This is a genomic window from Picosynechococcus sp. PCC 8807 (assembly GCF_001693295.1).
Classification (GTDB): Bacteria; Cyanobacteriota; Cyanobacteriia; order Cyanobacteriales; family MRBY01; genus MRBY01.
Window position 1 is genome coordinate 2,049,316 of the sequence record NZ_CP016483.1, and the last position, 23,762, is coordinate 2,073,077.

Below are 23,762 nucleotides of genomic sequence, written 5' to 3' on the forward strand. Positions count from 1 at the left end.
CGCGGCCTAAAACTCAGCCATGGGTTAGACTTTCAGCCTATGATAAAAACGACTTTTTTCTAGGAGATTATGGTGCGATCGCCGTTTCGAAAAGCACAGGTTTTATTCACTACCTACTACGCCTACATGGTCGAATATCGGGCCGAGCTATTTTTTTGGGTACTCAACTCGTCCCTACCGATTATCCTGTTGGGGGTCTGGACAGAAGCCTCGAACCAAGTGGAGTTGCCCCTGTCTGCGATTGAATTTGCCCGCTACTTTATCGCCGTCTTTTTTATTCGCCAACTGACCCTCGTCTGGGTGATCTGGGAATTTGAAAAGGAAGTCTCCCAGGGAAAATTGTCCTTTGCCCTACTCCAACCTATTGATCCCGTTTGGCGACATTTTGCGAGCCATGTGTCGGAACGATTTGCGCGCCTGCCCTTTAGCATTGCCCTGGTGCTCTTGTTTTTTGCCCTTTATCCCCAGGCATTTTGGGTACCGAGCTTGACCCAGGTACTGCTCTGTATTCTTACGGCGGCGATCGCCTTTGGTCTGCGTTTCCTCCTGCAATACACCTTTGCGATGGCGGCCTTTTGGGTGGAACGGGCCAGCGCCATCGAACAAATTTGGTTTTTGTTTTATATTTTCCTCTCTGGCTATATCGCTCCCCTGGAAACCTTTCCGCCCCTCATGAAAGAAATTGCCCTGCTGACCCCCTTCCCCTATGTGGTGTACTTCCCCTCGGCGATCTTGATGGGGTTACCGGTGCGTCTCACCGAAGGCTTCATTGTCATGGGCGTCTGGAGTTTGATTTTCTATGGTCTAAATCGCTACTTTTGGCGTAAAGGTTTGAAACATTATTCCGGCATGGGTGCGTAGGAAGCTTAACTTTTGTTGAGTTTTATTGATAGCTATAAAGTCCGGTTCCTATGATGATCGAACCCCCAGGGGGTTTAAAGATTGACAAATTTGAAGGAGCCACCATGCGCTACATGGAAGATGAAGACGGTAAGCTGAATAATTTTGCCCAAGAGCCCAAAATGTACCAAGCAGAGGCAAAAACAGCGAAAGAACAAAAAAATTTGCTGGTTATTGGTGTTCTAGGAGGCGTACTTGTGGCGACCCTCATCGGTGTCACGGTGCTGATCTCCGGTTAGGGGTCTGGTCTGGCGGCTAAGGAAGTCAGGCTACACTAAAGATGTGATGGATCAATCACATTTAAGAGGCGATCGCCATGAATGAAGGACTTCTCGCTGTTGAGATTATTGGGATTTTTACGGTTGCGTTTATAATTTTGACCCCAATTCTTTATTGGGTTTTACCGCACCATTTTTCTCTTTCCTGAAAGCAGTTTTGGTCAAGTTTTCTCGGGCTGTACCTGGCCCACCACAAGGATATTGATGGAATCAAGTTAACCAAGGGCGGCCCTGTCGCTCTTTTTTGTAGGCATTTAAAATTTCAAAAAAAGTAGCTTGTAATCCAAGATCCCATAAAACCCGTAAGCTAGGGAAAAGTACACCCAATCGATTGAATTTGAACGATGACGCGTAAAAAAGTTGTCTATCAAGAATTTGGTAACACCGTCCCAGACGATATTCCGGAAATCGTTGATCTGCCGCCCCAACAACAAAGTCCCCGCATCCAAACGAGCCGTTCTGGCCGTAAAGGCAAGACGGTAACTGTAATTACGGGACTACAACATTCCCCAGAGACGTTACAAAAACTCTTAAAGCAATTGAAAAATAAATGTGGCTCCGGGGGCACCCTCAAGGACAATACCCTAGAAATCCAGGGGGATCAGCGCCAGCCGATTCTCGCATTCCTCCTTGACCAAGGTTACAAGGCGAAAATTAGCGGTGGCTAGGGAATGGTCGGCGCTTCCGTCCACCAGAAAAGATCGGCAACCTCTGGCGTCGGGGTGAGATCAGAACTTGGATTGAGCAATACGATCTCCTGTTTTAGGTGTTGTCCGAGGCGACGTTGCACCCGATCAGGAATGCCGTAGCCATAAATGACATGGCCTTGACCCGCGAGGGTAATAATTTGGGTATTGGGGTTGCGTTGAGCAAAATTGGCGATCGCCTCGGCCATGGTTTCATCCCAGACCACCTGGGCGGCAAAAAAATTGTCAAAGTCAAAGTTGCCATGCTGACCATGGCCCGTAAAGGCCTCCTGAAGGAGGGCTTGGTAACTTTCGTTGCTTAGATCCAGTTCTTCACGGGGCGGTAAATATTCAAAATCCGCCGCCTCTAAACTAGCCAAACCAACTGAGGATACCTGACGTACCACTTCATTGGGGGCATTGAGGGCGATCACTGGAATCTGTTTTTCCTGGGCAAAACGAAGAATGGGCGCATACAATTCCCAGTCAAAACCCCACCGGGTTTCATATTCCGTTTGGGCGACAAGGTCAGCTTCGCTACTTTCCCCGGCAATGTATTGATCTAAAACCCATTGGAAAGGCCGTTGAAACATTTCCATGGCGATCGCCACCTGGGGATGATGGTCGTGGAGGGCTTTGATGATTTCTAACTGGGCGATGTGGTCAGCCTCGCTGGTGTGGTGTTCACCGAGGTAAATAAATTGTGCTGTTTTCAGGGTGGCGAGGGCAGCCCTGGCGTCGGTTGTGGGCGCGGTTTTGACAGTGATTGCGTCTAAGGTATTGCCGAAACTGTCATCGGCATAGGCGAAGGAGCCATAGAAAAAAATGCTTCCCCACAACAGCCAACCCCAAGCACTGCGCCATGCTCCCATAAACTTTTCCCCACAAATCTTTTTTTAGAAAACAAAGAGAACTCAAAAAACTATGGCTATAGTAACGCAGGGGATTTTTGGCGACAGATTTAGCCCTGGGGGAAAATTGATCTGTCCTCTACCCAAACCAGTCAACCATGCACCACGCTTCAATTCGCACTGCCGATATCCACCGGGCGATCGCCTTTTACGGACATCTCGGTTTTGCCATGGAAACCCAGTTCACCACAGGGTACACTCTCGCCTGTTGGCTTAAAGGCCCCCTTGGACGTTTGGAACTCATCCAAATCCCCCAACCAAAGCCCGCCCCCGATGCCTTTGGTGATGAACATTATGTCGGCTACTATCATTTATCCTTTGACCTGACGGAAATCACGCCAGATTTAGCCACTTGGCTCGCCGATTTGCAACAAAATGCCCCGGAACCGATCACGGTTCTTCTAAAACCCCAACAGCAGATGATTGGCGATCGCATTTATGAGGTGATGTTCCTTGCCGATGCCGATGGGCTGCCCCTCGAATTTATCCGGTATCAGGGAGCACGGGCCTAGGATTTGCCTTTGCTACACTGGAGAGCCTGTGAATTTTTTCTCGCCCATGACCGACGAACAACTCAAGCTTTTTTCTGTGGCCGATGCCCCCAATCCTTACCGCGTCGAACGCCCCCCCAGGCTTACCATGGGCAAAGAAAGCCTTCTGCAATGGAAGCAACGACTGCAAAACTTTCAGGACAAGGTTCGTCAAAATCCAGGCGCAAGCCAAACCAATTTACTTTTTGAGACCCAGTCGAAGCCAGACCACTGGGACGCCGAAAAAATTGACCCCTTTACCCTGCCGCCGAAGCCCTGGGATTTCTATCGAGAGCGCTATGATCCCCTCCAGGAAGGTCAAGCGAATATTTACTTTGTCCTCGACCATGCGGTGCCGTTGCTGCTCTATGTGGGGGAAACAAAATTATCGATTAAGCAACGCTGGAAAGGGGTTCACGATTGTAAAGATTACATTGATGCTTACATCAGCTTGCACCGTCAGTATGGCTTGAATGTGGCGATCAATTTAGCGTTTAATGTGTCAGTCCCCACAGACCGTTCCCAACGGCTCGCCCTAGAACGGGATTTAATCTTGAAGTGGCGATCGCCGTTTAATAAAGAATGTTGGCGCTACTGGGGACAACCCTTCCAGCGGCGGGGCTAAGATGGGGCTATGCTCTCCGTAAATTTTTCTACCCATTGCCTATAATTGGCGATGTTTCGCTTCCTCTTTTTCCCTTGGCATGGCTATTTCTTCTAGAAAAGTGGCGCGACCGCGATCGCCCCGTCAGCAGCAAACAACGTTTTTCCGACGGCGCTGGTTTGTTTTGGGTCTAATTGGCCTAACCTGTGGGGCGATCGCCTACCAACGTATCCAAGGCGCTTTACGTCCAGCCAAAGCCATTTTTGTCCTTGGGGGCCACGAAGAACGGGAGCGGTTTGCGGCCCAGTTTGCCCAGGAACATCCGGAGTTAAAAGTTTGGGTTTCCTCCGGTAGCCCACCGGAATATGCCCGCCAGATCTTTGCGAACTATCAAATCGAAGGCGATCGCCTCCAGCTCGATTACCAGGCCGAAGACACCGTCACCAACTTCACCAGCCTCGTAGACGAATTTAAACAAGAAAATATCGATAGCGTCTACCTCATCACTTCCGAAAACCACATGAACCGCGCCAAGCTCGTGGCCAGCATTGTTTTCGGCACCCGTGATATTGCCATTAAACCAGTGCCTGTCCCATCGGATAATCCCCCGGAAACGACGATGAAATGTATCCGTGATGGGCTCCGCTCAATCCTCTGGGTAGTCACCGGCGAAACAGGCCGCGAATGGCAAACCCTAACGCAGATCCCTACCCAGGCGATCGCCCCCAGCGCCAGACAACCAGAGGAGAATTTATAATGACTGAGGTTTTGCTTGTGCAGAGGAGTCATGATGGAGTCAAACACCGAGCCAATTTATTTTTATAAGGCGAATGACCCCTATGGCTGTTTCTCGAACTTTTCCCTGCATCCGATCCACTGCGAAGCCCTAGATTGGCCTACCGTTGAGCATTTTTACCAGGCTCATAAATTTCTCCCTACCCACCAACAAGATCTCATCGACAAAATTCGCGCTGCCCCGACCCCAGAAATTGCCGCCGCCCTAGGCCGCGATCCCCAGCACCCCAAACGCCCCGATTGGGAAGAGATTAAACGAACCGTGATGTGGCAAGGGGTTTGGACAAAATTTAAAACCCACCCTGACATTGCCCAAATTTTGCTGGCAACGGGGGACGCAGCAATTATTGAAAATTCCCCGGTGGACTATTACTGGGGCTGTGGTGCCGATGGCAGCGGGCACAATTATCTTGGCAAAGTGTTAATGCAGGTGCGCAGCCAACTGCGCCAGGGGTAGTCACGCCATAGCCTTCTCTCTCGCGAAAATGTTACCTTTTGTTTAGGACAAGCCACGTCCTACGGTCTTTAGTTTCTCGCGCTCAGTAATGGAAAAATCTCACCTTGGGTTTGATGTGATCATTGTCGGTGGCGGTATTGTCGGGGTCACCCTCGCGGCCTGCCTCAAGCAAACAGATCTACGGATCGCCATCGTGGAAGCACAACCCCTTGATGTGGTGACCCAACGGCAGCGGGCCTATGCAATGTCGCTGCTTTCCCAACGGCTTTTTCAGGAATTAGGGGTTTGGGAGGCGATCGCCGCCCGCAGTGGCAAATACCGCAACATTCAATTGTCAGACGAAAATTTTTCTGGTGTCGTTAAATTTTCCCGCCAAGATCTCAAAACAGACTTTCTCGGTTTTTCGGGGCAGCACCAAGTCGTCCTTGAAACCCTCCAGGCTTCTCTGCGGGGCTATGACAATATCCGTTGGTTTTGTCCGGCCCAAGTCACCGCCATTCACTATCAGTCCGATCAGGCGATCGTAGAATTATCCAGCGAAACCCAAGGAAGTCTCAAGATTCAAGGAGCTTTGGTGGTTGGAGCCGACGGGCCACGCTCCCTCGTGCGCCAAGGGGCTGGTATTAAAACGAGGGGTTGGAAATATTGGCAGTCCTGTGTCACCTGCGTTGTCGAACATGAAGCCCCCCGCAATGACGTTGCCTTTGAACGGTTCTGGGGCACAGGGCCGATGGGAGTTTTGCCCCTAACAGAAAATTGTTGTCAAATTGTCTGGACGAATCCCCACGCTGAAGCCCAGCGCCTCAAGGAATTGCCCCCTGACGTTTTCCTGGAATATTTAGAACAACATACAGGCCCCCAGTTAGGCCGCTTGAAATTGCTTGGCGATCGCCAGGTTTTTCCGGTGCAACTGATGCAAGGCGATCGCTATGTGGATCAGCGTCTCGCGTTGGTGGGAGATGCGGCCCATTGCTGCCACCCTGTGGGGGGTCAAGGTCTCAATTTAGGGATCCGTGACGCTGCGGCCCTTGCCCAAACCTTAATCGAAGCCCAGCAACGGGGCCAAGATCTAGGGAGTTTGGCTGTTTTGAAACGCTATGAACGGTGGCGCAAGCGGGAAAATCTCGTGATCCTGGGCTTTACGGATTTCCTCAACCGCCTCTTTTCCAACCGCATTTGGCCTGTGGTTTGGGTGCGCCGGCTGGGCTTGGTGATCATGGCGAAATTTAGCCCTTTGCGTCTGTTTGGGCTCAAGCTCATGACCGGACAAAAGGGCCGTCAACCCCGCATTTTGGCGTAACTTTCTTGCTAGATTGTTAATTTTTCGGGAGATTCTGGGGATTTGCGTTCAGAATTGAAACCAAGTGAGCGTAAATTTCCCAATCATCCCATGCGTGTTCAATCTATCTATCGGGCGATCGCCCCCTTTCTCCTGGCGAGTCTACTGTTCTTGACAGCCTGTGGCGGCAATGCCCCGGTGCCTCCTCCTGACCCGAACCCTGGGGCTAATACTGAAGTCACCGCCCCGGCAACGGAGACGGCCCAAACCCCCCAAAAGGGCAGTGCTTTTAATCAATTTTTCCCGGCGGACAAAACCGAGGGCTATGACCGGGTCTTTACCCAAGAAAAAGAGGGTTTCGCGGAAATTAAATTAACCCTCAATGGTACGGAAATGGCAAAAATTTCCATCTCAGATACCGCCACCAATCTCGCTGCCCGCAGTAAATTTGCTGAAGCCGAAGAAACGGTTGATGGGTTCCCCCTCGTGGCCCAGGGAGCAAATGCCCATGCGGTTTTAGTGGGCGATCGCTATCAAGTGAAAGTGATGTCCCGAGATCCTAGTTTTGGCCCCGATGAGCGCAAGGCTTGGCTCGCCAAGGTGAATCTACAGGGTTTAGCGAGTTTATAGGTCAGTTTTTCGTAAACCACAGCCGTAATTTTCCAGATATTGACTAAATTAGGAGGTTTTTCATGAGTGCTTCAATTGTGGAGTTGATGGATCAGTTACCCGAAAAAAATCTCACGACCATGCTTTTAAATGGTCTGGATTTTGTGGTGCCTGGGGAATGGACGAACATTGTTGGCTTCGACAATATGGTCAAAGCCGTAACGCGGGAAACCGATCCGGCAATCATCCAAGCGGTGCGCGATCGCGCCATTGTCCTCTACAGCGACAAATCCCAGGGTTATCAGCGGGCGATGTGGATCTACCAAACCGTTGACCAGGCGGATAAAGCATTGGCGGCGGCAGCCCTGGCGAATAAAGTGGGCGACAAAATCCCCTTGGTGGGTGGCTTGATGCAGAAAGTGACCCCCAACGCTGATAAAGCTCAGGCGATTGATTTGTGTCTAAAGCTGGTCGCCGAAATTACCTGTTTTTGTCAGATTAACGGCATTCCGGGGGATAGTCTAGGGGATTTCATGAAGGCGATCGCCGACTACAGTGGCGAAGAATTGATGCGGATTGCAACCCTGATTTGTGTGGATGGTTTAATTCCCCTGGGGCCAGATTTCCTCCAAAAAATTGACCGCACCTTAAATAATCTTTCGGCGGGAGAACTCAGCAATAATCCGGCCTTTGGTCGTGTCGGAGAATTCTTGCCGGGTGGGAATCCTGCGGGGAAATTGGCCTTTATTAACCGCAGTTTTAGCTCCATGCAGGGCTGGATGAGCGGCTTTGTGAGCGCCCGTGGTTTGACCCCCGAAAAAATCATGGATCATATCCAAGGGTTTGTGGAAGTTTCCGATAACAAGCTCGATTATGTGGCGGCCTTCTTGGATCTCAGTACCAACTATTACGAACACACAGGCACCCAAACCGTTGCCCGGCGGCTCATTGACCGCGCCTATGGAGAAATCTAAAACCAGCCATTACCAGGCAAATTTTGATAATCTGCTAGTTTAAGGGAGGAAAATCACCTCTCTTTTTTGTTGTGTTGTGGGAAAGCCAAAAGCCGTGATGAAGCCGAAAAATACCTGGTGGCGATCGCCAAAAATTTTGTGGATCAAGTTTTGTCTGATTGGCAGCTTACTGATCGGTTGTGCCCCCGTTGTGCCCCCGGCAGAAAGCAATCCCCGCACCTTTGCCCCCCTGAGCGTAGAGTTTCTAGACGAATATTGGTTACCCAAAACAGAGTTTCAAGGGACAACGGTCGGCGGCCTATCGGCTCTCTATTACGATGCCCAGACCGGTGATTATTATGCCCTGAGTGATGACCGCTCCCAGTTTGCCCCGGCCCGCTTTTATACCTTCGATCTGGACATCGACGAAACCGGAGCCATCCCCCAAATCCAGCAGCTCAACCTCCAGACAATGACACCTTTAACCACCCCTGACGGTGAAACTTTTGCCCCAGGGAGCCTTGACCCAGAAGGATTGGTGCTCTCGCCCCGCAATACGTTATTTATTTCCAGCGAGGGAGATACCGACGCTGCCATTGACCCGTTTGTAAAAGAATTTGATCGCGAAGGTCGTGAATTAACGTCCCTCAGAATTCCCCAACGTTTTCTAACAGGCGATCGCCAGCGGGGTGTGCGCAATAATTTAGGATTTGAATCCTTGGCCATTTCTGCCCCTTCCCAAGCCGCCGTTGACCCCTTTCGGATCTTTGTCGCTCCAGAATCATCTCTTCATCAAGACACGCGCTCTGATAATGTGGGTGCGCCCATTCGTCTACTGCATTACGTCATCAATCCCATCGGCGAACCTGTGTTAATTGCCGAACACCTCTATCCTTTAGAACCTGCGCCCCAAGGAACCTTTTCCAATGGCCTTGTGGAAATGATTGCCCTCCCCCAGGAAGGTTATTTTCTCAGCCTGGAGCGCAGCTATGGCCTTGGGGGTGTTAGTGCGAAACTGTTCCAGGTGACCATTGGTAATGCCACCGACACTGCCCGCATCGAATCCCTCGCCGGAAATCCAGAGACCGTTGTCCCCATGCAGAAAACCCTATTGCTGGATCTGCGACAGTTGGGGATTGGTCTCGATAACCTAGAAGGTATGACCCTAGGGCCACAGCTTGCCGATGGCAGCCAAAGTTTACTATTGATCAGCGATGATAATTTCAGTACCGATCAGGTAAATCAACTTTTACTTTTTCGCTTGAGTAATTCGGCGGCTAAAGTCACATCAAAATAAGGCCAAGTCCCCACCTCTCCGGCTAGCACCGTAAAGGGTTGATCCGGTTCCCCTAGATCACTGAGTACCAGGTCAGCCCCCGTAAAATCTTGGTTAGCGGTGTAGTTATTCACTGTGACAACGGTGGTGAGGCCCGCATCCCGTGATGAAAGCCAGCCATTACCGGAATCCTCAAAGGCGACACATTGATCGGCCCGGAGATTCATTTTTTCGAGGGCATAGAAAAAGATATCGGGGGCCGGTTTTTTCTGGGGGACCATGTCGCCAGCGGCAATAACTTCAAACCAATCCATGGCATCGGGGGCGAGGGAATGGGTCAATAGGGCAGTGACATTGGCTGGGGTAGTGGTGGTGGCGATCGCCAAACGAATGCCTTGATCCCGTGCTTCTTGGATCAGTCGTCTAACGCCGGGGCGTAGTGGTAAAACTTCATTGGCTAACAAATCGCAGTAGTGCTGGGTTTTGCGGGCATGGAGATCCTTGATAAAAGCAGTCAGATCAAAAGCAGTCAGATCACCGACCGATGGCATTTGTGGCTGCCAAGATTCAATGTAAAAACGAATTCTTTCTTTACCCCCCGTCACCTTCAGGAGCTGACCGTAAAGATCCACCGACCAATCCCAGGTCAAACCGACATCCGCAAAGGCGCGGTTAAAAGCAACGCGGTGGGCATCCTTTTCTGTATTGGCCAGGGTGCCATCCACATCAAAAATCAGGGCTTCTAGTTGTCCCATGTAAAACCTCAACTATTTTTATCGTCCCCACTGTACTGGGAAATTGTCTGAAATACCGAAAAGTTACTTAATGCAAAAACAGCATTCTAAATGTCAAAAATTAAATAATCAAATCAATTGCCTTGGGGAGACTCAGTAGAGGTAACTTGATGAGGATTTGACGCGACTTTAAGCCACAACATAAAAGTGCTACCGGGGAGAGCTTCGGTATGGGGTAAGCCAATGGTTGGGCTATATACTTCAAGGTCCCCGGCCATTTTTCCCACAAGATCAGCGGCGATCGCCAACCCCAGCCCAGTACCTTCAATAGCACTTTCCGCCTGCACTCCCCGGTAATGCCGTTCAAAGACATGGGGCAAATCCGCTGGGGGGATACCGTAGCCCGTATCATGGACAGCAATGGTGAGTTCCTGGGCCTGGGCTTCTACCTGCAAGAACACTTGTCCCCCGGATGGTGTATATTTCAGCGCATTTTCTAAAAGATTATTCAAAACTTCCATTAGGGCTGTGTGATTCCCTAAAACCCAAGGAGACGGTTCTGGCAACCCATAATTTAAAGTGATTCCCCGCTCGGTGGCGATCGCCCCCAGGGAAGCGACGAGGGGAAGTACCACTTCTGCTACGGGTAACGGTTCTACGGAGAGGGAACGGTCTGGGGCAAAACTCGGTTCACCATTGGGCGGTAAAGCCAAACTTGGCCCTCCCTCCAACTGGTGAATTTGGGCCGTTAAGAGATCCACCTCTTCACTAAATTGGGTGAGCAATCCTTTCAGGCGATCGCTTTCCCGGACAATGCCTTCAGCGACCGGATAATTTTTCTCCGTCGGCAGCAATCGCTTCAACAACAACTTACCAAAGGTACTAATCGCCATCGTTGGATTACGGAGCTGGTGTAGCAGATCATGGAAATGCTCTTGCTCTAGGGCCTGGAGATGTTGCTGTTGGGTGAGCCGCTCAGTAGCCCAACTCTTTTGCTGATCCAACACACAGGCCAGCACCAAACTTTCGGCGATCAATTCAATCTGGGTCACCTCTGGCGATCGCCAACCCCGATCTCGGCGTCCCGTCGCTAAAATTCCCAAAATTAAATCACCATGCCACAGGGGAAATGCCCGAGCCGGTTCCCCCAACAAACCCACAAGATCATCCGGCAAAGCAGCCGCTTCCTCACCCATCGAGACATCAAGCCATTCCTCTTGATCCGGAACCATCGTCGCTATCTCCGTTGACCTCTGCCTCCCCGCCGCCAGCAAACGATCGGGAAAGGCACTAATGGGTTGGAGCGTAATTTCTTGATTCTCTTGATCTGGCTGGGCCAAATAAACGATCCCCCACTCTGCCCCAACGCCTTGGGCTAACAATTGCAACTGCCCTTGGCACAGGGACAAATACTCTGGGCTAACTGGCAACAGTTGCGGTAATGTCGTCATGAATTTCATCCTCCCAAGCCGCAATCCCTAGGGGATATTTCCCAGGAAACCTTGATAAATCAGGGGTTTTGACAAAAAACTTAATTCTTTTTTTACTTTTGGATTGATCGCCTACCTTCATTGGATTGTAGTAGATTTCTTAATACAAAAAATCCAACCCATCGCGAAAACCAGTCAATTTTCACTTGATTTTTTTCAATGGAGCCGATATACTTTGCTCGACATTCTGTAACTCCTGTTACAGCTGTTCTAAAAAAGTAAAGAAGAGGAGGTACTGGGTTGGCAAGAAAGCGTAAACGCAAGAGTCGGCGTCGGCAAGAAGGAAGAAAAATTTTAGAGATTGTCCCACAATACAATATCGAAAGCGGTGATGACAAACCCGTGACTGCAGCCCGCAAGCATATCGCTGCGAATGGGATTATGCCCCCAGCAGTCGTTGTAGTTAAGCGTAATGAGCATACCACTGATCGGTACTTTTGGGCAGAAAAAGGATTATTTGGTGCCCAATATGTAGAGGAGAATCACTTTTTATTCCCCAGTCTACGGGTACTTTGTAGCAACGCCGATGAGGAAGTATCTGAAAAAGCGACTGTTTCTAGCAAAGCTTAAAGTTCCTTCAAAAATATATCACTTAACCTAACGTTTAGGTGATCTCTAATCCCCTTCTATCAATTTCAATACTCCCTAGTCCCACCCATTTTCGGGTCGGGGCTATTTTTGTCGCGTTTTTGCCATGGTGTTAATGGATAGCTCAATTAGTTTTGTTGGGGACATTTCCTAAGCTTCATGGAGCTGGTAAGGCATCACCTGACGCAGTTGGATCAACTCATCCCGGTGGGCGGTCACCGTAATTAATTGGGTGGGAGTCTCAGTAATCGGTGTTTGTGTGGTGATCTGTAAAATAACTTTTTCTACCTTCCCTGCCTTACGCCAGTAAAAGAGACCTGCCAAGGGAGCCAGGAGACAAATACCAAGGAAGGCAAAGCCAATATTGGGATAGAGCAGTGCTAAGACCAGGGCAATACAAACTAAACCGAGGGCTGCTAATAGGCTTAAAAAAACAGCAATAAAGCCACTGGGAGGAACAAAGCCTTCATAGGTGACAATATTATTGACACCATCAACGGTGGTAATCCGATAGGCTCGCTGTTCGAAGTAGGTTTGGAGACGCTCAAAGATGGATTCTTCAGGCTCTTTTGCCAATAGCTCTACTTGTTCGGTGCGATCTTTGATGGAAGCGCGAATGAAGAAAAACAGACCGACCATCAAGAGCAATGTAAGGAGGAGGGTCGAGGTGATTACGGATTGTTCTAACACGGTTTTTACAAGGAGGGCTTGAAGATTCACTGCATATAAATGTATATCGATCATGCTATATTTTGGAAAGTCTCCGGGAAAACCATGAAAAAAATTCGGGTTGTTCTAATTGAAGATCATGATTTAACGCGCATCGGGCTAAGAACTTCTCTACAACAATGTGCGGACATTGAACTTTTAGCAGAGGCGGCCAATGGAGCGGATGGATTGCGTTTGTTAGAAGAGATTCATCCTGATTTAGCGATTGTGGATATTGGTTTGCCTGAGCTTGATGGGATTGAGTTGACCCGGATTTTGAAACAGGAAAAGCTCAAGGATCAGTCCCACGAGGCGCAAACAAAGGTTTTGATTTTGACGTTGCAGGATGATGATGCGGCTGTTTTAGCAGCCTTTGCGGCAGGGGCTGATTCCTATTGTATGAAGGATATTACGTTTGATCACTTGGTAGAGGCGGTCAAAACGACAGACTCAGGCAACAGTTGGATTGATCCGGCGATCGCCCGCATTGTCCTCAATCAAGTGCAAGGGGGAGAATCCCTTTCTGGCTCTACAGTTACGATTCAAGCGACTTCCCCAGAAGATCAACAACTCCTAGAAAGCTGTCCCTTAACGGATCGAGAATTGGAAGTACTCCAATTGATTGTTGATGGTTGCAGCAACTCCGAAATTGCCGAGCATTTATTTATCACCGTGGGTACCGTTAAAACCCATGTCCGCAATATTCTCAATAAGCTTTGTGCCGATGACCGTACCCAGGCTGCTGTGCGTGCCCTTCGTTCTGGTCTGGTCGGTTAAAAAGCGCCTTGGCGGAGATTCATCAAATTATTCAAAATGTCGCAGTTGCAAACAGATAGGACTATCCGAGTCAAAAATTATGCTCTAAGTTTAGGATTTCATTTGGTGGGCATTGCCGATGCTACCGTGGACAATGCTCACAATCAACGGCAGTTACAAGCTTGGTTGGCGGCCGGGTATCAGGCGGAAATGGCCTGGATGGCTAACCCGAAACGCCAGGATATCCAAGCCTGTTTACCAGGGGTGCAGTCGGTCATTTGTGTGGCCCTCAACTATTACACACCCCATGCCCATTCTGAGGCACCAGGCGTAGGTAAGATTTCCCGGTACGGCTGGGGCCGAGATTACCATCGTGTCTTAGGCAAACGTCTAAAAGCTTTCTGCCAGTGGCTCACCAAAGAATTTCCGGAGGAACACCACCGTTTCTATGTGGATACCGGGCCTGTCCAGGATAAGGTTTGGGCAGAACGAGCTGGCCTCGGTTGGATTGCCAAAAATAGCAATGTCATTACCAGAGAGTACGGTAGTTGGGTCTTTTTGGGGGAAGTCCTCACCACTTTAGCTTTGACGCCGGATCAGCCCCATACAAAGCATTGTGGTACCTGTACCCGTTGTATCGAGGCTTGTCCAACAGAGGCGATCGCCGCTCCCTTTACCGTTGATGCGAACCGTTGCATCGCCTATCACACCATCGAAAATCGAGCCGAACAACTGCCCCCTCACATTGCCCCACACCTACAAAATTGGGTGGCAGGTTGTGATATCTGTCAGGATGTCTGCCCCTGGAACCAGCGCTTTGCCCAACCCACCAATATTGAAGATTTTCAGCCTTACCCCAAACACCTTGCACCAAAGTTAGCCGAACTTGCCACCTTATCCGAAACAGAATGGGATCAAAGACTCACAGGATCGGCGCTGCGGCGTATTAAACCAGCCATGTGGCGACGTAATGCCCAGGCAAACCTTGACCATCAACCATAGAAAAAACCTCCCCCATAACATGGAGAAGGCGGGACAATATTTAAGCACACACAATCAAATCAGAAATGAGAGTTCCTATTGACCCATTTGCGCAGCGACTTCTGCGGCGAAGTCTTCTTCTTTTTTCTCAATGCCTTCGCCCAGGACGAACCGTTGGAAACGACGAATTTGGATATTTTCACCAATGGTGGCGATCGACTGCTTCACAAGCTCTTCAACCGTCATATTCTGATCACGGATGTAGGGCTGATCCATCAAAGAAAGCTCTTTGAGGCGCTTAGCAATGCGGCCTTCAACAATCTTTTCTTTGATATTATCGGGTTTACCGGCCAGGTCATCGCGACCCATTTCAATTTCGCGCTCTTTGTCGGCAATTTCAGTCGGAATGTCATCGACTTTCACATACTGAACATTAGGACAAGCAGCGATTTGCATCGCAATCCCTTTGGCCAGATCTTTGAAGATATCACCACGGGCAACGAAATCCGTTTCGCAGTTCACTTCTACGAGAACACCAATGCCACCACCGGTGTGAATATAGCTTTCGATCAGTCCTTCGGCTGCTACCCGACCTGCTTTTTTCTCAGCAGAGGTAATCCCTTTCTGACGGAGCCACTCAATCGCTTTAGTGATGTCCCCATTGGTTTCACCAAGCGCTTTTTTGCAATCCATCATCCCTGCGCCAGTTTTATCGCGCAGTTCCTTGACAAGCTTTGCAGAAATTTGTGCCATGTTGCTGTTCACCAAAAAATTATCAGGTCAATTCAAGAAGATATTACGCTTATTCAGACTCAGATGCATCGGTCTCATCGGCGTACTCATCGATTGCTTCATCGAAGTCTCCGTAGTCACCGTTATCATCAACGGGCTGACCGTGGCGACCGGCATAAATTGCATCGGCCAATTTACCCACAATCAATTTAATGGAACGAATTGCATCGTCGTTGGCCGGAATTGGCAAATCAACGGTTTGGGGATCGCAGTTGGTATCTAGGAGAGAAACGATGGGAATCCCTAATTTTTGGCATTCTTGGATGGCATTGTGCTCCCGACGTTGGTCAATGATCACCACAATGTCAGGGATTTTGCGCATATTCTTAATGCCGCCGAGGTATTTTTGCAGCTTGTCCAGTTCGCGACGAAGCATGGAGGCTTCTTTTTTCGGACGGCGAGCAAGGTTACCGCTTTCTTCGAGGGCTTCTAATTCTTTGAGGCGCTCAACACGGGTCTTGATGGTTTCCCAGTTGGTGAGCATTCCCCCCAACCAACGCTGGTTGATGTAGAAAGCGCCACAGCGTTTTGCTTCTTGGGCAATGATGCCAGCGGCCTGACGTTTGGTGCCGACAAAAAGGACGTGCTTACCGTTTTCGGAAGCTTCCTTCATGTAGGTGTAGGCTTGTTCAACGAGTTGCGCAGTTTGAACCAGGTCAATGATGTGGACACCGTTACGGGATGTGTAGATGTAAGGTGCCATTCTGGGGTTCCAGCGGCGGGTTTGGTGCCCAAAGTGGACACCAGATTCTAGTAGCTCAGCGAGAGATACAACGGGCATATTCTGTTTACTCCTTTTCGGGTTAAACCTTCATCTGGGGACATTTCATCTGTGCGAAACACCCGAAAGAATCCCAGATGTGCGAGTTTTAAACAACCTTATCAGGGTAGCATAGCTCCGCATTTGAGGGGAGAGGTTTACGGAGAACAGGTTTGGGATGCGTGACAAAAATGACTTAAGGCGATCGCCAACAACCATCATTTCACCTAACCTTGGTGTTTATATTGGAGGTTCCATGAAAAACGAAGGGGCACCCTTGGAATCATGGCCGTCGTTCCTGGGGGCGATCGCCAGAGAACTTCCCATAATGAAAGGTAACGTTACATTGCTTTTTGTTACAAAAAACCGTTTGAGTTTTCAGTTTTTCGGCGGAATTCAATTGATTTCAGCCATTGTGCCGTAATGATTTCAGGGAGTTTTAAATATTGTTAATGTCCCCCAACATCCTTGGAAAGTAGGCCCTATCATTTACATCAATGCTTTTTGCCTAATGGGTTTTAGAGCAGTCCTAAATCACTGGAAACCTTGCAAGCTGGTGATTCGCTCACAGCTTATCTATTTGAATACATCTATTTAGATAGAACCTTTATTACGTCGATTGTCTAGAGAGGAGAATCCTCATGGCAGTAAAGGTTGATAAGGATCCGGTACCAACTTCCTTTGAGAAGTGGGGCAAACCGGGTCACTTTGACCGAACTCTGGCACGGGGTCCAAAAACCACCACCTGGATTTGGAACCTCCATGCTGATGCACATGATTTCGATAGCCAAACAAGTGATCTCGAAGATATTTCGCGCAAAATCTTTAGCGCCCACTTCGGTCACCTTGCTGTAGTCTTTGTTTGGCTCAGCGGCATGTACTTCCATGGCGCAAAATTTTCTAACTATGAAGCTTGGTTAAATAACCCCACTGTTATTAAGCCAAGTGCACAAGTGGTTTGGCCCGTTGTGGGTCAAGGCATTCTGAACGGAGACGTCGGTGGCGGCTTCAGCGGTATTCAAATTACCTCTGGTCTGTTTTACCTCTGGCGTGCTGCTGGTTTTACCAACTCTTATCAGCTCTATGTGACTGCCATTGGCGGTCTTGTTATGGCAGCCCTAATGGTGTTTGCCGGTTGGTTCCACTACCATAAAGCAGCTCCGAAACTGGAATGGTTCCAGAATGCTGAAGCCATGATGAATCACCACCTATCCGTATTGTTAGGTTGTGGTTCTTTGGGCTGGACTGGCCACTTGATCCACGTTTCTTTACCGGTAAACAAGCTCCTAGATTCTGGTGTGGCTGCAAAGGATATTCCTTTACCCCACGAGTTCTTTGATGCTTCGGTAATGGCGGAACTGTATCCCAGCTTTGCCCAGGGTCTGAAGCCTTTCTTCACTTTAGATTGGGCTGCATACTCTGATTTCTTAACCTTTAAGGGTGGCTTGAATCCCACTACTGGTAGCCTCTGGCTTTCCGATGTGGCTCACCACCATTTGGCGATCGCTGTTCTCTTCATCATCGCGGGTCACATGTACCGGACTGGTTTCGGTATTGGCCACAGCATGAAAGAGATCCTCGAAGCCCACAAAGGCCCTTTCACTGGCGAAGGTCACAAAGGTCTTTACGAAATTCTAACCACCTCTTGGCACGCTCAATTGGCGGTTAACCTCGCGCTGCTTGGTTCTTTAACCATCGTCATCGCGCACCACATGTACTCCATGCCTCCCTATCCTTACATGGCAACAGATTACGGCACTCAGCTGTCTCTGTTCACTCACCACACTTGGATTGGCGGCTTCCTCATTGTTGGTGCTGGTGCCCACGGCGCAATTTTCATGGTTCGCGATTACGACCCTGCTAAGAACGTTAACAACCTCTTAGACCGCGTAATTCGTCACCGTGACGCGATTATTTCTCACCTCAACTGGGTTTGTATTTTCCTTGGCTTCCACAGCTTTGGTCTCTACATTCACAATGACACCATGCGTGCGTTGGGTCGTCCCCAAGATATGTTCTCTGATTCTGCGATTCAGTTGCAGCCTATCTTCGCGCAGTGGATTCAAAACATCCATACCCTTGCTCCCGGTGGCACCGCTCCCAATGCGATTGCCTCTGCGAGTCAAGTTTTCGGCGGTGATGTAGTGGCAATCGGTAACAAAGTTGCCCTAATGCCCATCACCCTCGGTACTGCTGACTTCATGGTTCACCATATCCATGCGTTTACCATCCACGTCACTGTACTTATTCTGCTGAAGGGTCTTCTCTATTCCCGCAGCTCCCGTCTCGTACCCGATAAGGGTCAACTGGGCTTCCGCTTCCCCTGTGACGGTCCTGGTCGTGGTGGTACTTGCCAAGTTTCTGGTTGGGACCATGTCTTCCTCGGCCTGTTCTGGATGTACAACTCCCTCTCTATCGTGATTTTCCACTTTAGCTGGAAGATGCAATCCGATGTTTGGGGCACAATCCTCCCAGACGGTAGCGTATCCCACGTCACTGGTGGTAACTTTGCCACAAGCGCAATTACCATTAACGGCTGGCTCCGTGACTTCCTCTGGGCACAGTCTTCTCAGGTGATCAACTCCTACGGTTCTGCACTGTCGGCTTACGGCATCATGTTCCTGGCGGGTCACTTTGTGTTTGCCTTCAGTCTCATGTTCCTCTTCAGTGGACGTGGCTATTGGCAAGAACTCATCGAGTCCATCGTTTGGGCACACAATAAGCTCAAGTTGGCTCCTGCGATTCAACCCCGTGCTTTGAGCATCGTTCAAGGTCGTGCGGTTGGTGTTGCTCACTATCTCCTCGGTGGGATCGTGACAACCTGGGCCTTCTTCCTAGCGAGAAGCTTGTCCATCGGTTAACTCTGAAATGGTTTACCGATCGCCAATTTCAGGGGGAGTTGTAAGAGTTGTATTTCACTCGATTCACCTTCCCTCCCAATTGGCTCCTAGTATCTTTCCCTGCGGGAAAATACAGAGGTTACATTTGACGACCTCACCCTCATTTGTTTAACGAGGAGAACCTCAAGCATAGTTATGGCAACTAAATTTCCAAAATTTAGCCAAGACCTTGCTCAAGATCCCACTACGCGTCGGATTTGGTACGGAATCGCTACAGCACATGATTTCGAGACCCACGACGGGATGACTGAGGAGAATCTTTACCAAAAGATCTTTGCTTCCCACTTCGGTCACCTCGCAATCATCTTCCTGTGGACTTCCGGCACCCTCTTCCACGTTGCTTGGCAAGGCAATTTCGAGCAGTGGATCAAAGATCCCCTGAACGTCCGTCCCATCGCCCATGCGATCTGGGATCCCCACTTTGGTCAAGGCGCAATTGATGCCTTTACCCAAGCGGGCGCTTCTAACCCTGTAAACATTGCATATTCTGGGGTTTACCATTGGTTCTACACCATTGGGATGACCACCAATGCTGACCTCTACCAAGGCGCAGTATTTCTTCTGATCCTCTCTTCTCTGTTTTTGTTCGCAGGCTGGCTGCACTTGCAACCCAAGTTCCGTCCTAGTCTTGCGTGGTTCAAGGATGCTGAATCTCGCCTCAACCACCACTTAGCTGGTTTGTTTGGTGTCAGTTCTTTGGCTTGGACAGGTCACCTCGTACACGTTGCAATTCCTGAGTCTCGCGGTGTTCATGTTGGCTGGGATAACTTCCTTTCTGTGAAGCCTCACCCCGCTGGTTTGATGCCCTTCTTCACTGGGAACTGGGGTGTGTATGCGCAAAACCCTGATACTGCGGGTCATGTGTTTGGCACATCCCAAGGTGCAGGTACTGCGATTCTGACCTTCCTTGGTGGTTTCCACCCCCAAACGGAGTCTCTCTGGTTGACTGATATTGCCCACCACCACTTGGCGATCGCCGTGCTGTTTATCATCGCGGGTCACATGTATCGCACCAAGTTCGGGATTGGTCACAGCATCAAAGAGATCCTCAATGCCCACCAGCCCCCCAGCGGTAAGCTTGGTGCCGGCCATAAAGGTCTTTACGATACCATTAACAACTCCCTCCACTTCCAGTTGGGTCTGGCGCTTGCATCCTTGGGTGTAATCACCTCCTTGGTTGCACAGCACATGTACTCTCTGCCTTCCTATGCGTTCATCGCCAAGGATTACACTACCCAGGCAGCACTGTACACCCACCACCAGTACATCGCTGGTTTCTTGATGGTCGGTGCGTTTGCCCACGGTGCGATTTTCTTCGTCCGTGACTACGATCCCGAAGCGAACAAAGACAATGTTCTTTATCGCATGTTGGAGCACAAGGAAGCCCTGATCTCCCACCTCAGCTGGGTATCTCTCTTCCTCGGTTTCCACACCCTCGGACTCTATGTCCACAACGATGTAGTAGTTGCCTTCGGTACCCCTGAAAAGCAAATCCTCATCGAACCTGTCTTTGCTCAGTTTGTCCAAGCGGCTTCTGGTAAAGCACTCTACGGCTTTGATGTACTTCTTTCCAACGCTGATAGCATCGCTTCCAATGCAAGTGCGGCTTATCTTCCCGGCTGGTTAGATGCCATCAACAGCGGTTCTAACTCTCTCTTCCTCAACATTGGTCCTGGTGACTTCCTCGTTCACCACGCGATCGCCCTCGGTCTTCACACCACCACTCTCATTCTTGTGAAAGGTGCGTTGGATGCCCGTGGTTCTAAGCTAATGCCCGATAAGAAAGACTTCGGCTACAGCTTCCCCTGTGATGGCCCCGGTCGTGGCGGTACTTGTGATATCTCCGCTTGGGATGCCTTCTACCTCGCAATGTTCTGGATGCTGAACACCCTGGGCTGGTTGACCTTCTACTGGCACTGGAAGCACCTCGGCATTTGGCAAGGTAACGTTGCTCAGTTCAACGAAAACTCCACCTACCTGATGGGCTGGTTCCGTGACTACCTCTGGGCGAACTCCGCACAGTTGATCAACGGCTACAACCCCTACGGTGTAAACAATCTCTCCGTCTGGGCTTGGATGTTCCTCTTCGGACACCTTGTTTGGGCAACTGGTTTCATGTTCCTCATCTCTTGGCGTGGTTACTGGCAAGAGCTGATCGAAACTATCGTTTGGGCCCACGAGCGCACTCCCCTGGCGAACATTGTTCGTTGGAAGGACAAGCCCGTTGCGCTATCCATCGTTCAGGCTCGTTTGGTTGGTCTCGCTCACTTCACGGTGGGTTACGTCCTCACCTACGCGGCCTTCCTGATTGCCTCGACGTCAGGTAAGTTTGGTTGATTAAGTTCTTCTGAAAATTAACCTGCTAAAATCTCACCCCTTGTCTTTTCGGCAGGGGGTTTTTGCTTTGCGATGAAAAAAACCCTAGAACAATGGGCCAAATATCCTAGAAAAGGCGGAAATAGTTTGTTTCTGCACAAAGGAAGGAAAAAATAACGCTATGCTGGACACAAACTTGGCAAGCTTAGAATTTTTATGGCGAGTGAGAAAAAATCTGGGTTAGGAATGTTTGGGGGGGTCTACACCCCTTCTATTTTGACCATCCTTGGGGTGATCATGTATCTCCGGTTTGGTTGGGTTGTGGGTAATGCAGGATTGTTAGGCTCCCTCGCCATTGTTACCCTCGCCAATGCCATTACCTTTTTAACGGCCCTTTCGATCTGTGCGATCGCCACGGATAAGGTGGTTCGTGTGGGGGGCGCTTACTACATGATTAGTCGCTCTTTGGGACTCGAAACCGGCGGGGCGGTGGGAATCCCGTTGTATTTCGCCCAGGCCTTTTCGGTGGCCCTATACACCATTGGTTTTGCGGAGAGTGTTGTCCAGGTTTTTGGTGGCTTAAATCAGCTTTATGTGGCTTTGATTGTGACAATTTTAGTGGGAATTTTAGCCCTCACTTCCGCCAGCATTGCCATTAAAGCCCAGTACTTCATCATGGCGGCGATCGCCCTTTCTCTTTTTTCCCTGGTGCTGGGTCGCCCCTTGCCCGAAGCTGGAGATATTCTCCTATGGGGTTCTAGCGCTGAGGTGACAGTCCCCTTTTGGACAGTTTTCGCAGTATTTTTTCCGGCAGTTACGGGGATTATGTCTGGCGTAAATATGTCCGGTGATCTCAAGGATCCGATTAAAGCAATTCCCATTGGTACTCTGGCTGCCGTGGGTACTGGCTATGTGATCTATATGCTCATTCCGTTGCTGTTGGCCCAACGGGGAGATACAGCCAGTCTCATTGAGGATCCCCTGGTGATGCAACGCTTGTCTGTTTGGGGGCCAGCGATTTTATTGGGGGTCTGGGGAGCAACGCTCAGTAGCGCAATTGGGAGTATCCTCGGTGCCCCTAGGGTTTTACAAGCCCTCGCCCGGGATGGCGTGTTGCCGCCATGGTTAGGTTTTCTGGGATCTGGTAGTGGGTCGGAGGATGAGCCGCGTATTGGCACCATTGTCACTTTGGGGGTGGCGATCGCCGCTGTTTGTATTGGTGATCTCAACATCATTGCGCCGGTGTTGACGATGTTTTTCTTGACCACCTATCTCGTCCTCAATATTTCCGCCGGTATTGAAACTCTCCTCCAAAGTCCTTCCTTCCGACCGACCTTTAGGGTGCACTGGGCGCTTTCCCTTTTGGGGGCTGTGGGCTGCCTTGGGGTGATGTTTTTAATCAATGCGATCGCCACGGTCGTTGCAGCCTTGATCGTGACGATCATTTACTTTTGGCTACAGCGGCGGGAACTCCAAGTCACCTGGGGAGATGTTCGGCGTGGTTTGTGGATGGCCCTGATTAGTAAAGCGATTTATCAAGTGGCAGGGGCCGAAGATAGCAAAAACTGGCGGCCTCATCTCCTGGTGCTTTCTGGGGCACCCCGAAAACGTTGGTCTTTAATCGAGCTAGCAGATGGTTTTAGTCATAATCGGGCCTTGATGACGGTGGCCACAGTGCTCCCCGAAGGCTCCCGTGACCCTGGCCAACAGGTAAAAATGGAAACCACAATCCGCGATTATTTGGCAAAACGGGGTGTAAAAGCCTTGGTACGTCTCAGTACCGCCGATGATCCCTTTGTTGGTGCCTTAAATTTAATTGAAACCTATGGCCTAGGGGACTTAACCCCCAACACGGTTTTGCTGGGCAGTACAGAATCACCTGAACGATTTGCCGCCTACTGTCATCTTTTGCAGCAGGTTCACATTGCCCAACGCAATATCATTATCTTCCATGAAAATCCAGAGCGGGTTTTTGGTCGTAAAAAACGGATTGATATCTGGTGGGGTGGGGTTCAGAGCAATGGCGGCTTAATGTTGATGCTGGCTTATTTGCTCCGTACCGATATCCGGTGGCGCAGTGCCCAGATTTACCTCAAGCTGGTGGTACAGGATGCCACAGCCGCCCAGGCCGCCCGTTTAAACCTAGAGTCCCTGATTAGTAGTGCCCGCATCAAAGCAGAACCAATGGTTATTATCGCTGGCGATCGCTCCTTTGAAGATATCCTGTACCAATCCTCTGCGAGTGCAGATCTTGTTTTCCTTGGCATGGCCCGCCCCCACGAGCCTGCCGATTTCCAGGATTATTACAAAAGCCTTTCCCAACGAGCCCAGAACTTACCAAGCACCGTGTTTGTTCTCGCCGCTCCAGATTTTGCCTTTGCAGAAGTGGTGGGCGCTCCCCGAAAAGTGGGCACTTAAATCTCTAAAAATAATTTCTTGGCTAGTTGCGTATTAACGAC

General features: G+C 49.9%; 24 protein-coding genes. 18 read left to right on the plus strand and 6 right to left on the minus strand.

Annotation, left to right across the window (positions count from 1 at the left end; translation table 11 throughout):
* The first annotated feature begins 69 nt into the window (after positions 1–69).
* From AWQ24_RS09965 to AWQ24_RS09975, 3 genes are all read left to right on the plus strand, one after another.
* Positions 70–861: an ABC-2 family transporter protein gene (locus AWQ24_RS09965; protein WP_065710975.1), complete on the plus strand. Its 792-nt coding sequence runs from the start codon at positions 70–72 to the stop codon at positions 859–861.
* Positions 862–911: 50 nt separating this feature from the next.
* Positions 912–1,139: a photosystem II assembly protein Psb34 gene (gene psb34, locus AWQ24_RS09970; protein WP_041443557.1), complete on the plus strand. Its 228-nt coding sequence runs from the start codon at positions 912–914 to the stop codon at positions 1,137–1,139.
* A 383-nt stretch (positions 1,140–1,522) separates the two neighbouring features.
* Positions 1,523–1,846: a translation initiation factor gene (locus AWQ24_RS09975; RefSeq protein ID WP_065716725.1), complete on the plus strand. Its 324-nt coding sequence runs from the start codon at positions 1,523–1,525 to the stop codon at positions 1,844–1,846.
* Here AWQ24_RS09975 and AWQ24_RS09980 read toward each other — a convergent pair.
* Positions 1,843–2,736 carry a ChaN family lipoprotein gene (locus tag AWQ24_RS09980; protein ID WP_065716726.1) on the minus strand — a complete coding sequence of 298 codons (894 nt, stop codon included), beginning with the start codon at positions 2,734–2,736 and terminating at the stop codon, positions 1,843–1,845. The two genes, AWQ24_RS09975 and AWQ24_RS09980, sit on opposite strands and share 4 nt — an antisense overlap.
* A gap of 137 nt (positions 2,737–2,873) precedes the next feature.
* Here AWQ24_RS09980 and AWQ24_RS09985 point away from each other — a divergent pair, with 137 nt between their 5' ends.
* From AWQ24_RS09985 to AWQ24_RS10020, 8 genes are all read left to right on the plus strand, one after another.
* Positions 2,874–3,287, plus strand: a complete 414-nt coding sequence (locus AWQ24_RS09985; RefSeq protein WP_065716727.1) for a VOC family protein — start codon at positions 2,874–2,876, stop codon at positions 3,285–3,287.
* A gap of 46 nt (positions 3,288–3,333) precedes the next feature.
* Positions 3,334–3,930 carry a hypothetical protein gene (locus tag AWQ24_RS09990; protein WP_065716728.1) on the plus strand — a complete coding sequence of 199 codons (597 nt, stop codon included), beginning with the start codon at positions 3,334–3,336 and terminating at the stop codon, positions 3,928–3,930.
* 79 nt (positions 3,931–4,009) lie between these two features.
* Positions 4,010–4,666, plus strand: coding sequence for a YdcF family protein (locus AWQ24_RS09995; protein WP_065716729.1), 657 nt, complete (start codon positions 4,010–4,012; stop codon positions 4,664–4,666).
* Positions 4,667–4,696: 30 nt separating this feature from the next.
* Positions 4,697–5,161: an NADAR family protein gene (locus tag AWQ24_RS10000; protein ID WP_065716730.1), complete on the plus strand. Its 465-nt coding sequence runs from the start codon at positions 4,697–4,699 to the stop codon at positions 5,159–5,161.
* Positions 5,162–5,249: 88 nt separating this feature from the next.
* Positions 5,250–6,461 carry an FAD-dependent hydroxylase gene (locus AWQ24_RS10005; RefSeq protein ID WP_065716731.1) on the plus strand — a complete coding sequence of 404 codons (1,212 nt, stop codon included), beginning with the start codon at positions 5,250–5,252 and terminating at the stop codon, positions 6,459–6,461.
* 90 nt (positions 6,462–6,551) lie between these two features.
* Entirely contained in the window at positions 6,552–7,070 is a 519-nt protein-coding gene (locus tag AWQ24_RS10010) for a hypothetical protein (RefSeq protein WP_065717353.1), read from the plus strand.
* Between the two features lie 62 nt (positions 7,071–7,132).
* The gene (locus AWQ24_RS10015; protein ID WP_012307561.1) at positions 7,133–8,023 is read left to right on the plus strand and encodes a hypothetical protein; all 891 of its coding nucleotides are present in this window, start codon (positions 7,133–7,135) and stop codon (positions 8,021–8,023) included.
* Between the two features lie 97 nt (positions 8,024–8,120).
* Positions 8,121–9,299: an esterase-like activity of phytase family protein gene (locus AWQ24_RS10020; protein WP_065716732.1), complete on the plus strand. Its 1,179-nt coding sequence runs from the start codon at positions 8,121–8,123 to the stop codon at positions 9,297–9,299.
* Here the strand turns inward: AWQ24_RS10020 and AWQ24_RS10025 are convergent.
* Both AWQ24_RS10025 and AWQ24_RS10030 read right to left on the minus strand, forming a co-directional pair.
* The gene (locus AWQ24_RS10025) at positions 9,245–10,033 is read right to left on the minus strand and encodes an HAD family hydrolase (protein WP_065716733.1); all 789 of its coding nucleotides are present in this window, start codon (positions 10,031–10,033) and stop codon (positions 9,245–9,247) included. The genes AWQ24_RS10020 and AWQ24_RS10025 overlap by 55 nt on opposite strands.
* A 113-nt stretch (positions 10,034–10,146) precedes the next feature.
* On the minus strand, positions 10,147–11,463 hold the full coding sequence (locus AWQ24_RS10030; protein WP_065717354.1) for a cell wall metabolism sensor histidine kinase WalK: 1,317 nt from the start codon (positions 11,461–11,463) through the stop codon (positions 10,147–10,149).
* Positions 11,464–11,742: 279 nt separating this feature from the next.
* On the opposite strand from AWQ24_RS10030, the gene AWQ24_RS10035 reads away from it, so the two are divergent.
* Complete coding sequence (locus tag AWQ24_RS10035) at positions 11,743–12,072, plus strand: DUF3155 domain-containing protein (RefSeq protein ID WP_030006452.1); 330 nt, start codon at positions 11,743–11,745, stop codon at positions 12,070–12,072.
* Between the two features lie 168 nt (positions 12,073–12,240).
* Here the strand turns inward: AWQ24_RS10035 and AWQ24_RS10040 are convergent, their stop codons facing one another.
* The gene (locus AWQ24_RS10040; protein ID WP_030006453.1) at positions 12,241–12,834 is read right to left on the minus strand and encodes a cofactor assembly of complex C subunit B; all 594 of its coding nucleotides are present in this window, start codon (positions 12,832–12,834) and stop codon (positions 12,241–12,243) included.
* 30 nt (positions 12,835–12,864) lie between these two features.
* On the opposite strand from AWQ24_RS10040, the gene AWQ24_RS10045 reads away from it, so the two are divergent.
* Both AWQ24_RS10045 and queG read left to right on the plus strand, forming a co-directional pair.
* Positions 12,865–13,575, plus strand: coding sequence for a response regulator transcription factor (locus tag AWQ24_RS10045; RefSeq protein WP_030006454.1), 711 nt, complete (start codon positions 12,865–12,867; stop codon positions 13,573–13,575).
* Positions 13,576–13,611: 36 nt separating this feature from the next.
* A complete protein-coding gene (gene queG, locus AWQ24_RS10050) occupies positions 13,612–14,556 on the plus strand; it encodes a tRNA epoxyqueuosine(34) reductase QueG (RefSeq protein WP_065716734.1) in 945 nt (314 codons plus the stop codon).
* Between the two features lie 75 nt (positions 14,557–14,631).
* Here queG and tsf read toward each other — a convergent pair whose 3' ends face one another.
* Entirely contained in the window at positions 14,632–15,288 is a 657-nt protein-coding gene (tsf, locus tag AWQ24_RS10055) for a translation elongation factor Ts (RefSeq protein WP_012307568.1), read from the minus strand.
* Between the two features lie 49 nt (positions 15,289–15,337).
* Complete coding sequence (rpsB, locus tag AWQ24_RS10060) at positions 15,338–16,108, minus strand: 30S ribosomal protein S2 (RefSeq protein ID WP_012307569.1); 771 nt, start codon at positions 16,106–16,108, stop codon at positions 15,338–15,340.
* Between the two features lie 157 nt (positions 16,109–16,265).
* Between rpsB and AWQ24_RS10065 the strand changes: the two genes are divergently transcribed.
* The 4 genes from AWQ24_RS10065 to AWQ24_RS10080 all read left to right on the plus strand — a co-directional run bounded on the left by AWQ24_RS10065 (position 16,266) and on the right by AWQ24_RS10080 (position 23,721).
* Complete coding sequence (locus AWQ24_RS10065) at positions 16,266–16,511, plus strand: hypothetical protein (protein WP_065716735.1); 246 nt, start codon at positions 16,266–16,268, stop codon at positions 16,509–16,511.
* A 217-nt stretch (positions 16,512–16,728) separates the two neighbouring features.
* Positions 16,729–18,948 carry a photosystem I core protein PsaA gene (gene psaA, locus AWQ24_RS10070; protein WP_012307571.1) on the plus strand — a complete coding sequence of 740 codons (2,220 nt, stop codon included), beginning with the start codon at positions 16,729–16,731 and terminating at the stop codon, positions 18,946–18,948.
* A 174-nt stretch (positions 18,949–19,122) separates the two neighbouring features.
* Positions 19,123–21,324 (plus strand): photosystem I core protein PsaB, encoded by a 2,202-nt coding sequence (gene psaB / locus AWQ24_RS10075; protein ID WP_065716736.1) that lies wholly within the window; start codon positions 19,123–19,125, stop codon positions 21,322–21,324.
* Positions 21,325–21,519: 195 nt separating this feature from the next.
* Complete coding sequence (locus AWQ24_RS10080; protein ID WP_065716737.1) at positions 21,520–23,721, plus strand: amino acid permease; 2,202 nt, start codon at positions 21,520–21,522, stop codon at positions 23,719–23,721.
* The last annotated feature ends 41 nt before the right edge of the window (positions 23,722–23,762 follow it).

Excerpts from the sequence above, each read along its gene's own strand:
- AWQ24_RS09965 (WP_065710975.1), top strand. The coding sequence starts at position 70 with ATGGTGCGATCGCCGTTTCGAAAAGCACAGGTTTTATTCACTACCTAC.
- psb34 (WP_041443557.1), top strand. The coding sequence starts at position 912 with ATGATGATCGAACCCCCAGGGGGTTTAAAGATTGACAAATTTGAAGGA.
- AWQ24_RS09975 (WP_065716725.1), top strand. The coding sequence starts at position 1,523 with ATGACGCGTAAAAAAGTTGTCTATCAAGAATTTGGTAACACCGTCCCA.
- AWQ24_RS09980 (WP_065716726.1), bottom strand. The coding sequence starts at position 2,736 with ATGGGAGCATGGCGCAGTGCTTGGGGTTGGCTGTTGTGGGGAAGCATT.
- AWQ24_RS09985 (WP_065716727.1), top strand. The coding sequence starts at position 2,874 with ATGCACCACGCTTCAATTCGCACTGCCGATATCCACCGGGCGATCGCC.
- AWQ24_RS09990 (WP_065716728.1), top strand. The coding sequence starts at position 3,334 with ATGACCGACGAACAACTCAAGCTTTTTTCTGTGGCCGATGCCCCCAAT.
- AWQ24_RS09995 (WP_065716729.1), top strand. The coding sequence starts at position 4,010 with ATGGCTATTTCTTCTAGAAAAGTGGCGCGACCGCGATCGCCCCGTCAG.
- AWQ24_RS10000 (WP_065716730.1), top strand. The coding sequence starts at position 4,697 with ATGATGGAGTCAAACACCGAGCCAATTTATTTTTATAAGGCGAATGAC.
- AWQ24_RS10005 (WP_065716731.1), top strand. The coding sequence starts at position 5,250 with ATGGAAAAATCTCACCTTGGGTTTGATGTGATCATTGTCGGTGGCGGT.
- AWQ24_RS10010 (WP_065717353.1), top strand. The coding sequence starts at position 6,552 with ATGCGTGTTCAATCTATCTATCGGGCGATCGCCCCCTTTCTCCTGGCG.
- AWQ24_RS10015 (WP_012307561.1), top strand. The coding sequence starts at position 7,133 with ATGAGTGCTTCAATTGTGGAGTTGATGGATCAGTTACCCGAAAAAAAT.
- AWQ24_RS10020 (WP_065716732.1), top strand. The coding sequence starts at position 8,121 with ATGAAGCCGAAAAATACCTGGTGGCGATCGCCAAAAATTTTGTGGATC.
- AWQ24_RS10025 (WP_065716733.1), bottom strand. The coding sequence starts at position 10,033 with ATGGGACAACTAGAAGCCCTGATTTTTGATGTGGATGGCACCCTGGCC.
- AWQ24_RS10030 (WP_065717354.1), bottom strand. The coding sequence starts at position 11,463 with ATGACGACATTACCGCAACTGTTGCCAGTTAGCCCAGAGTATTTGTCC.
- AWQ24_RS10040 (WP_030006453.1), bottom strand. The coding sequence starts at position 12,834 with ATGATCGATATACATTTATATGCAGTGAATCTTCAAGCCCTCCTTGTA.
- AWQ24_RS10045 (WP_030006454.1), top strand. The coding sequence starts at position 12,865 with ATGAAAAAAATTCGGGTTGTTCTAATTGAAGATCATGATTTAACGCGC.
- queG (WP_065716734.1), top strand. The coding sequence starts at position 13,612 with ATGTCGCAGTTGCAAACAGATAGGACTATCCGAGTCAAAAATTATGCT.
- tsf (WP_012307568.1), bottom strand. The coding sequence starts at position 15,288 with ATGGCACAAATTTCTGCAAAGCTTGTCAAGGAACTGCGCGATAAAACT.
- rpsB (WP_012307569.1), bottom strand. The coding sequence starts at position 16,108 with ATGCCCGTTGTATCTCTCGCTGAGCTACTAGAATCTGGTGTCCACTTT.
- AWQ24_RS10065 (WP_065716735.1), top strand. The coding sequence starts at position 16,266 with ATGCGTGACAAAAATGACTTAAGGCGATCGCCAACAACCATCATTTCA.
- psaA (WP_012307571.1), top strand. The coding sequence starts at position 16,729 with ATGGCAGTAAAGGTTGATAAGGATCCGGTACCAACTTCCTTTGAGAAG.
- psaB (WP_065716736.1), top strand. The coding sequence starts at position 19,123 with ATGGCAACTAAATTTCCAAAATTTAGCCAAGACCTTGCTCAAGATCCC.
- AWQ24_RS10080 (WP_065716737.1), top strand. The coding sequence starts at position 21,520 with ATGGCGAGTGAGAAAAAATCTGGGTTAGGAATGTTTGGGGGGGTCTAC.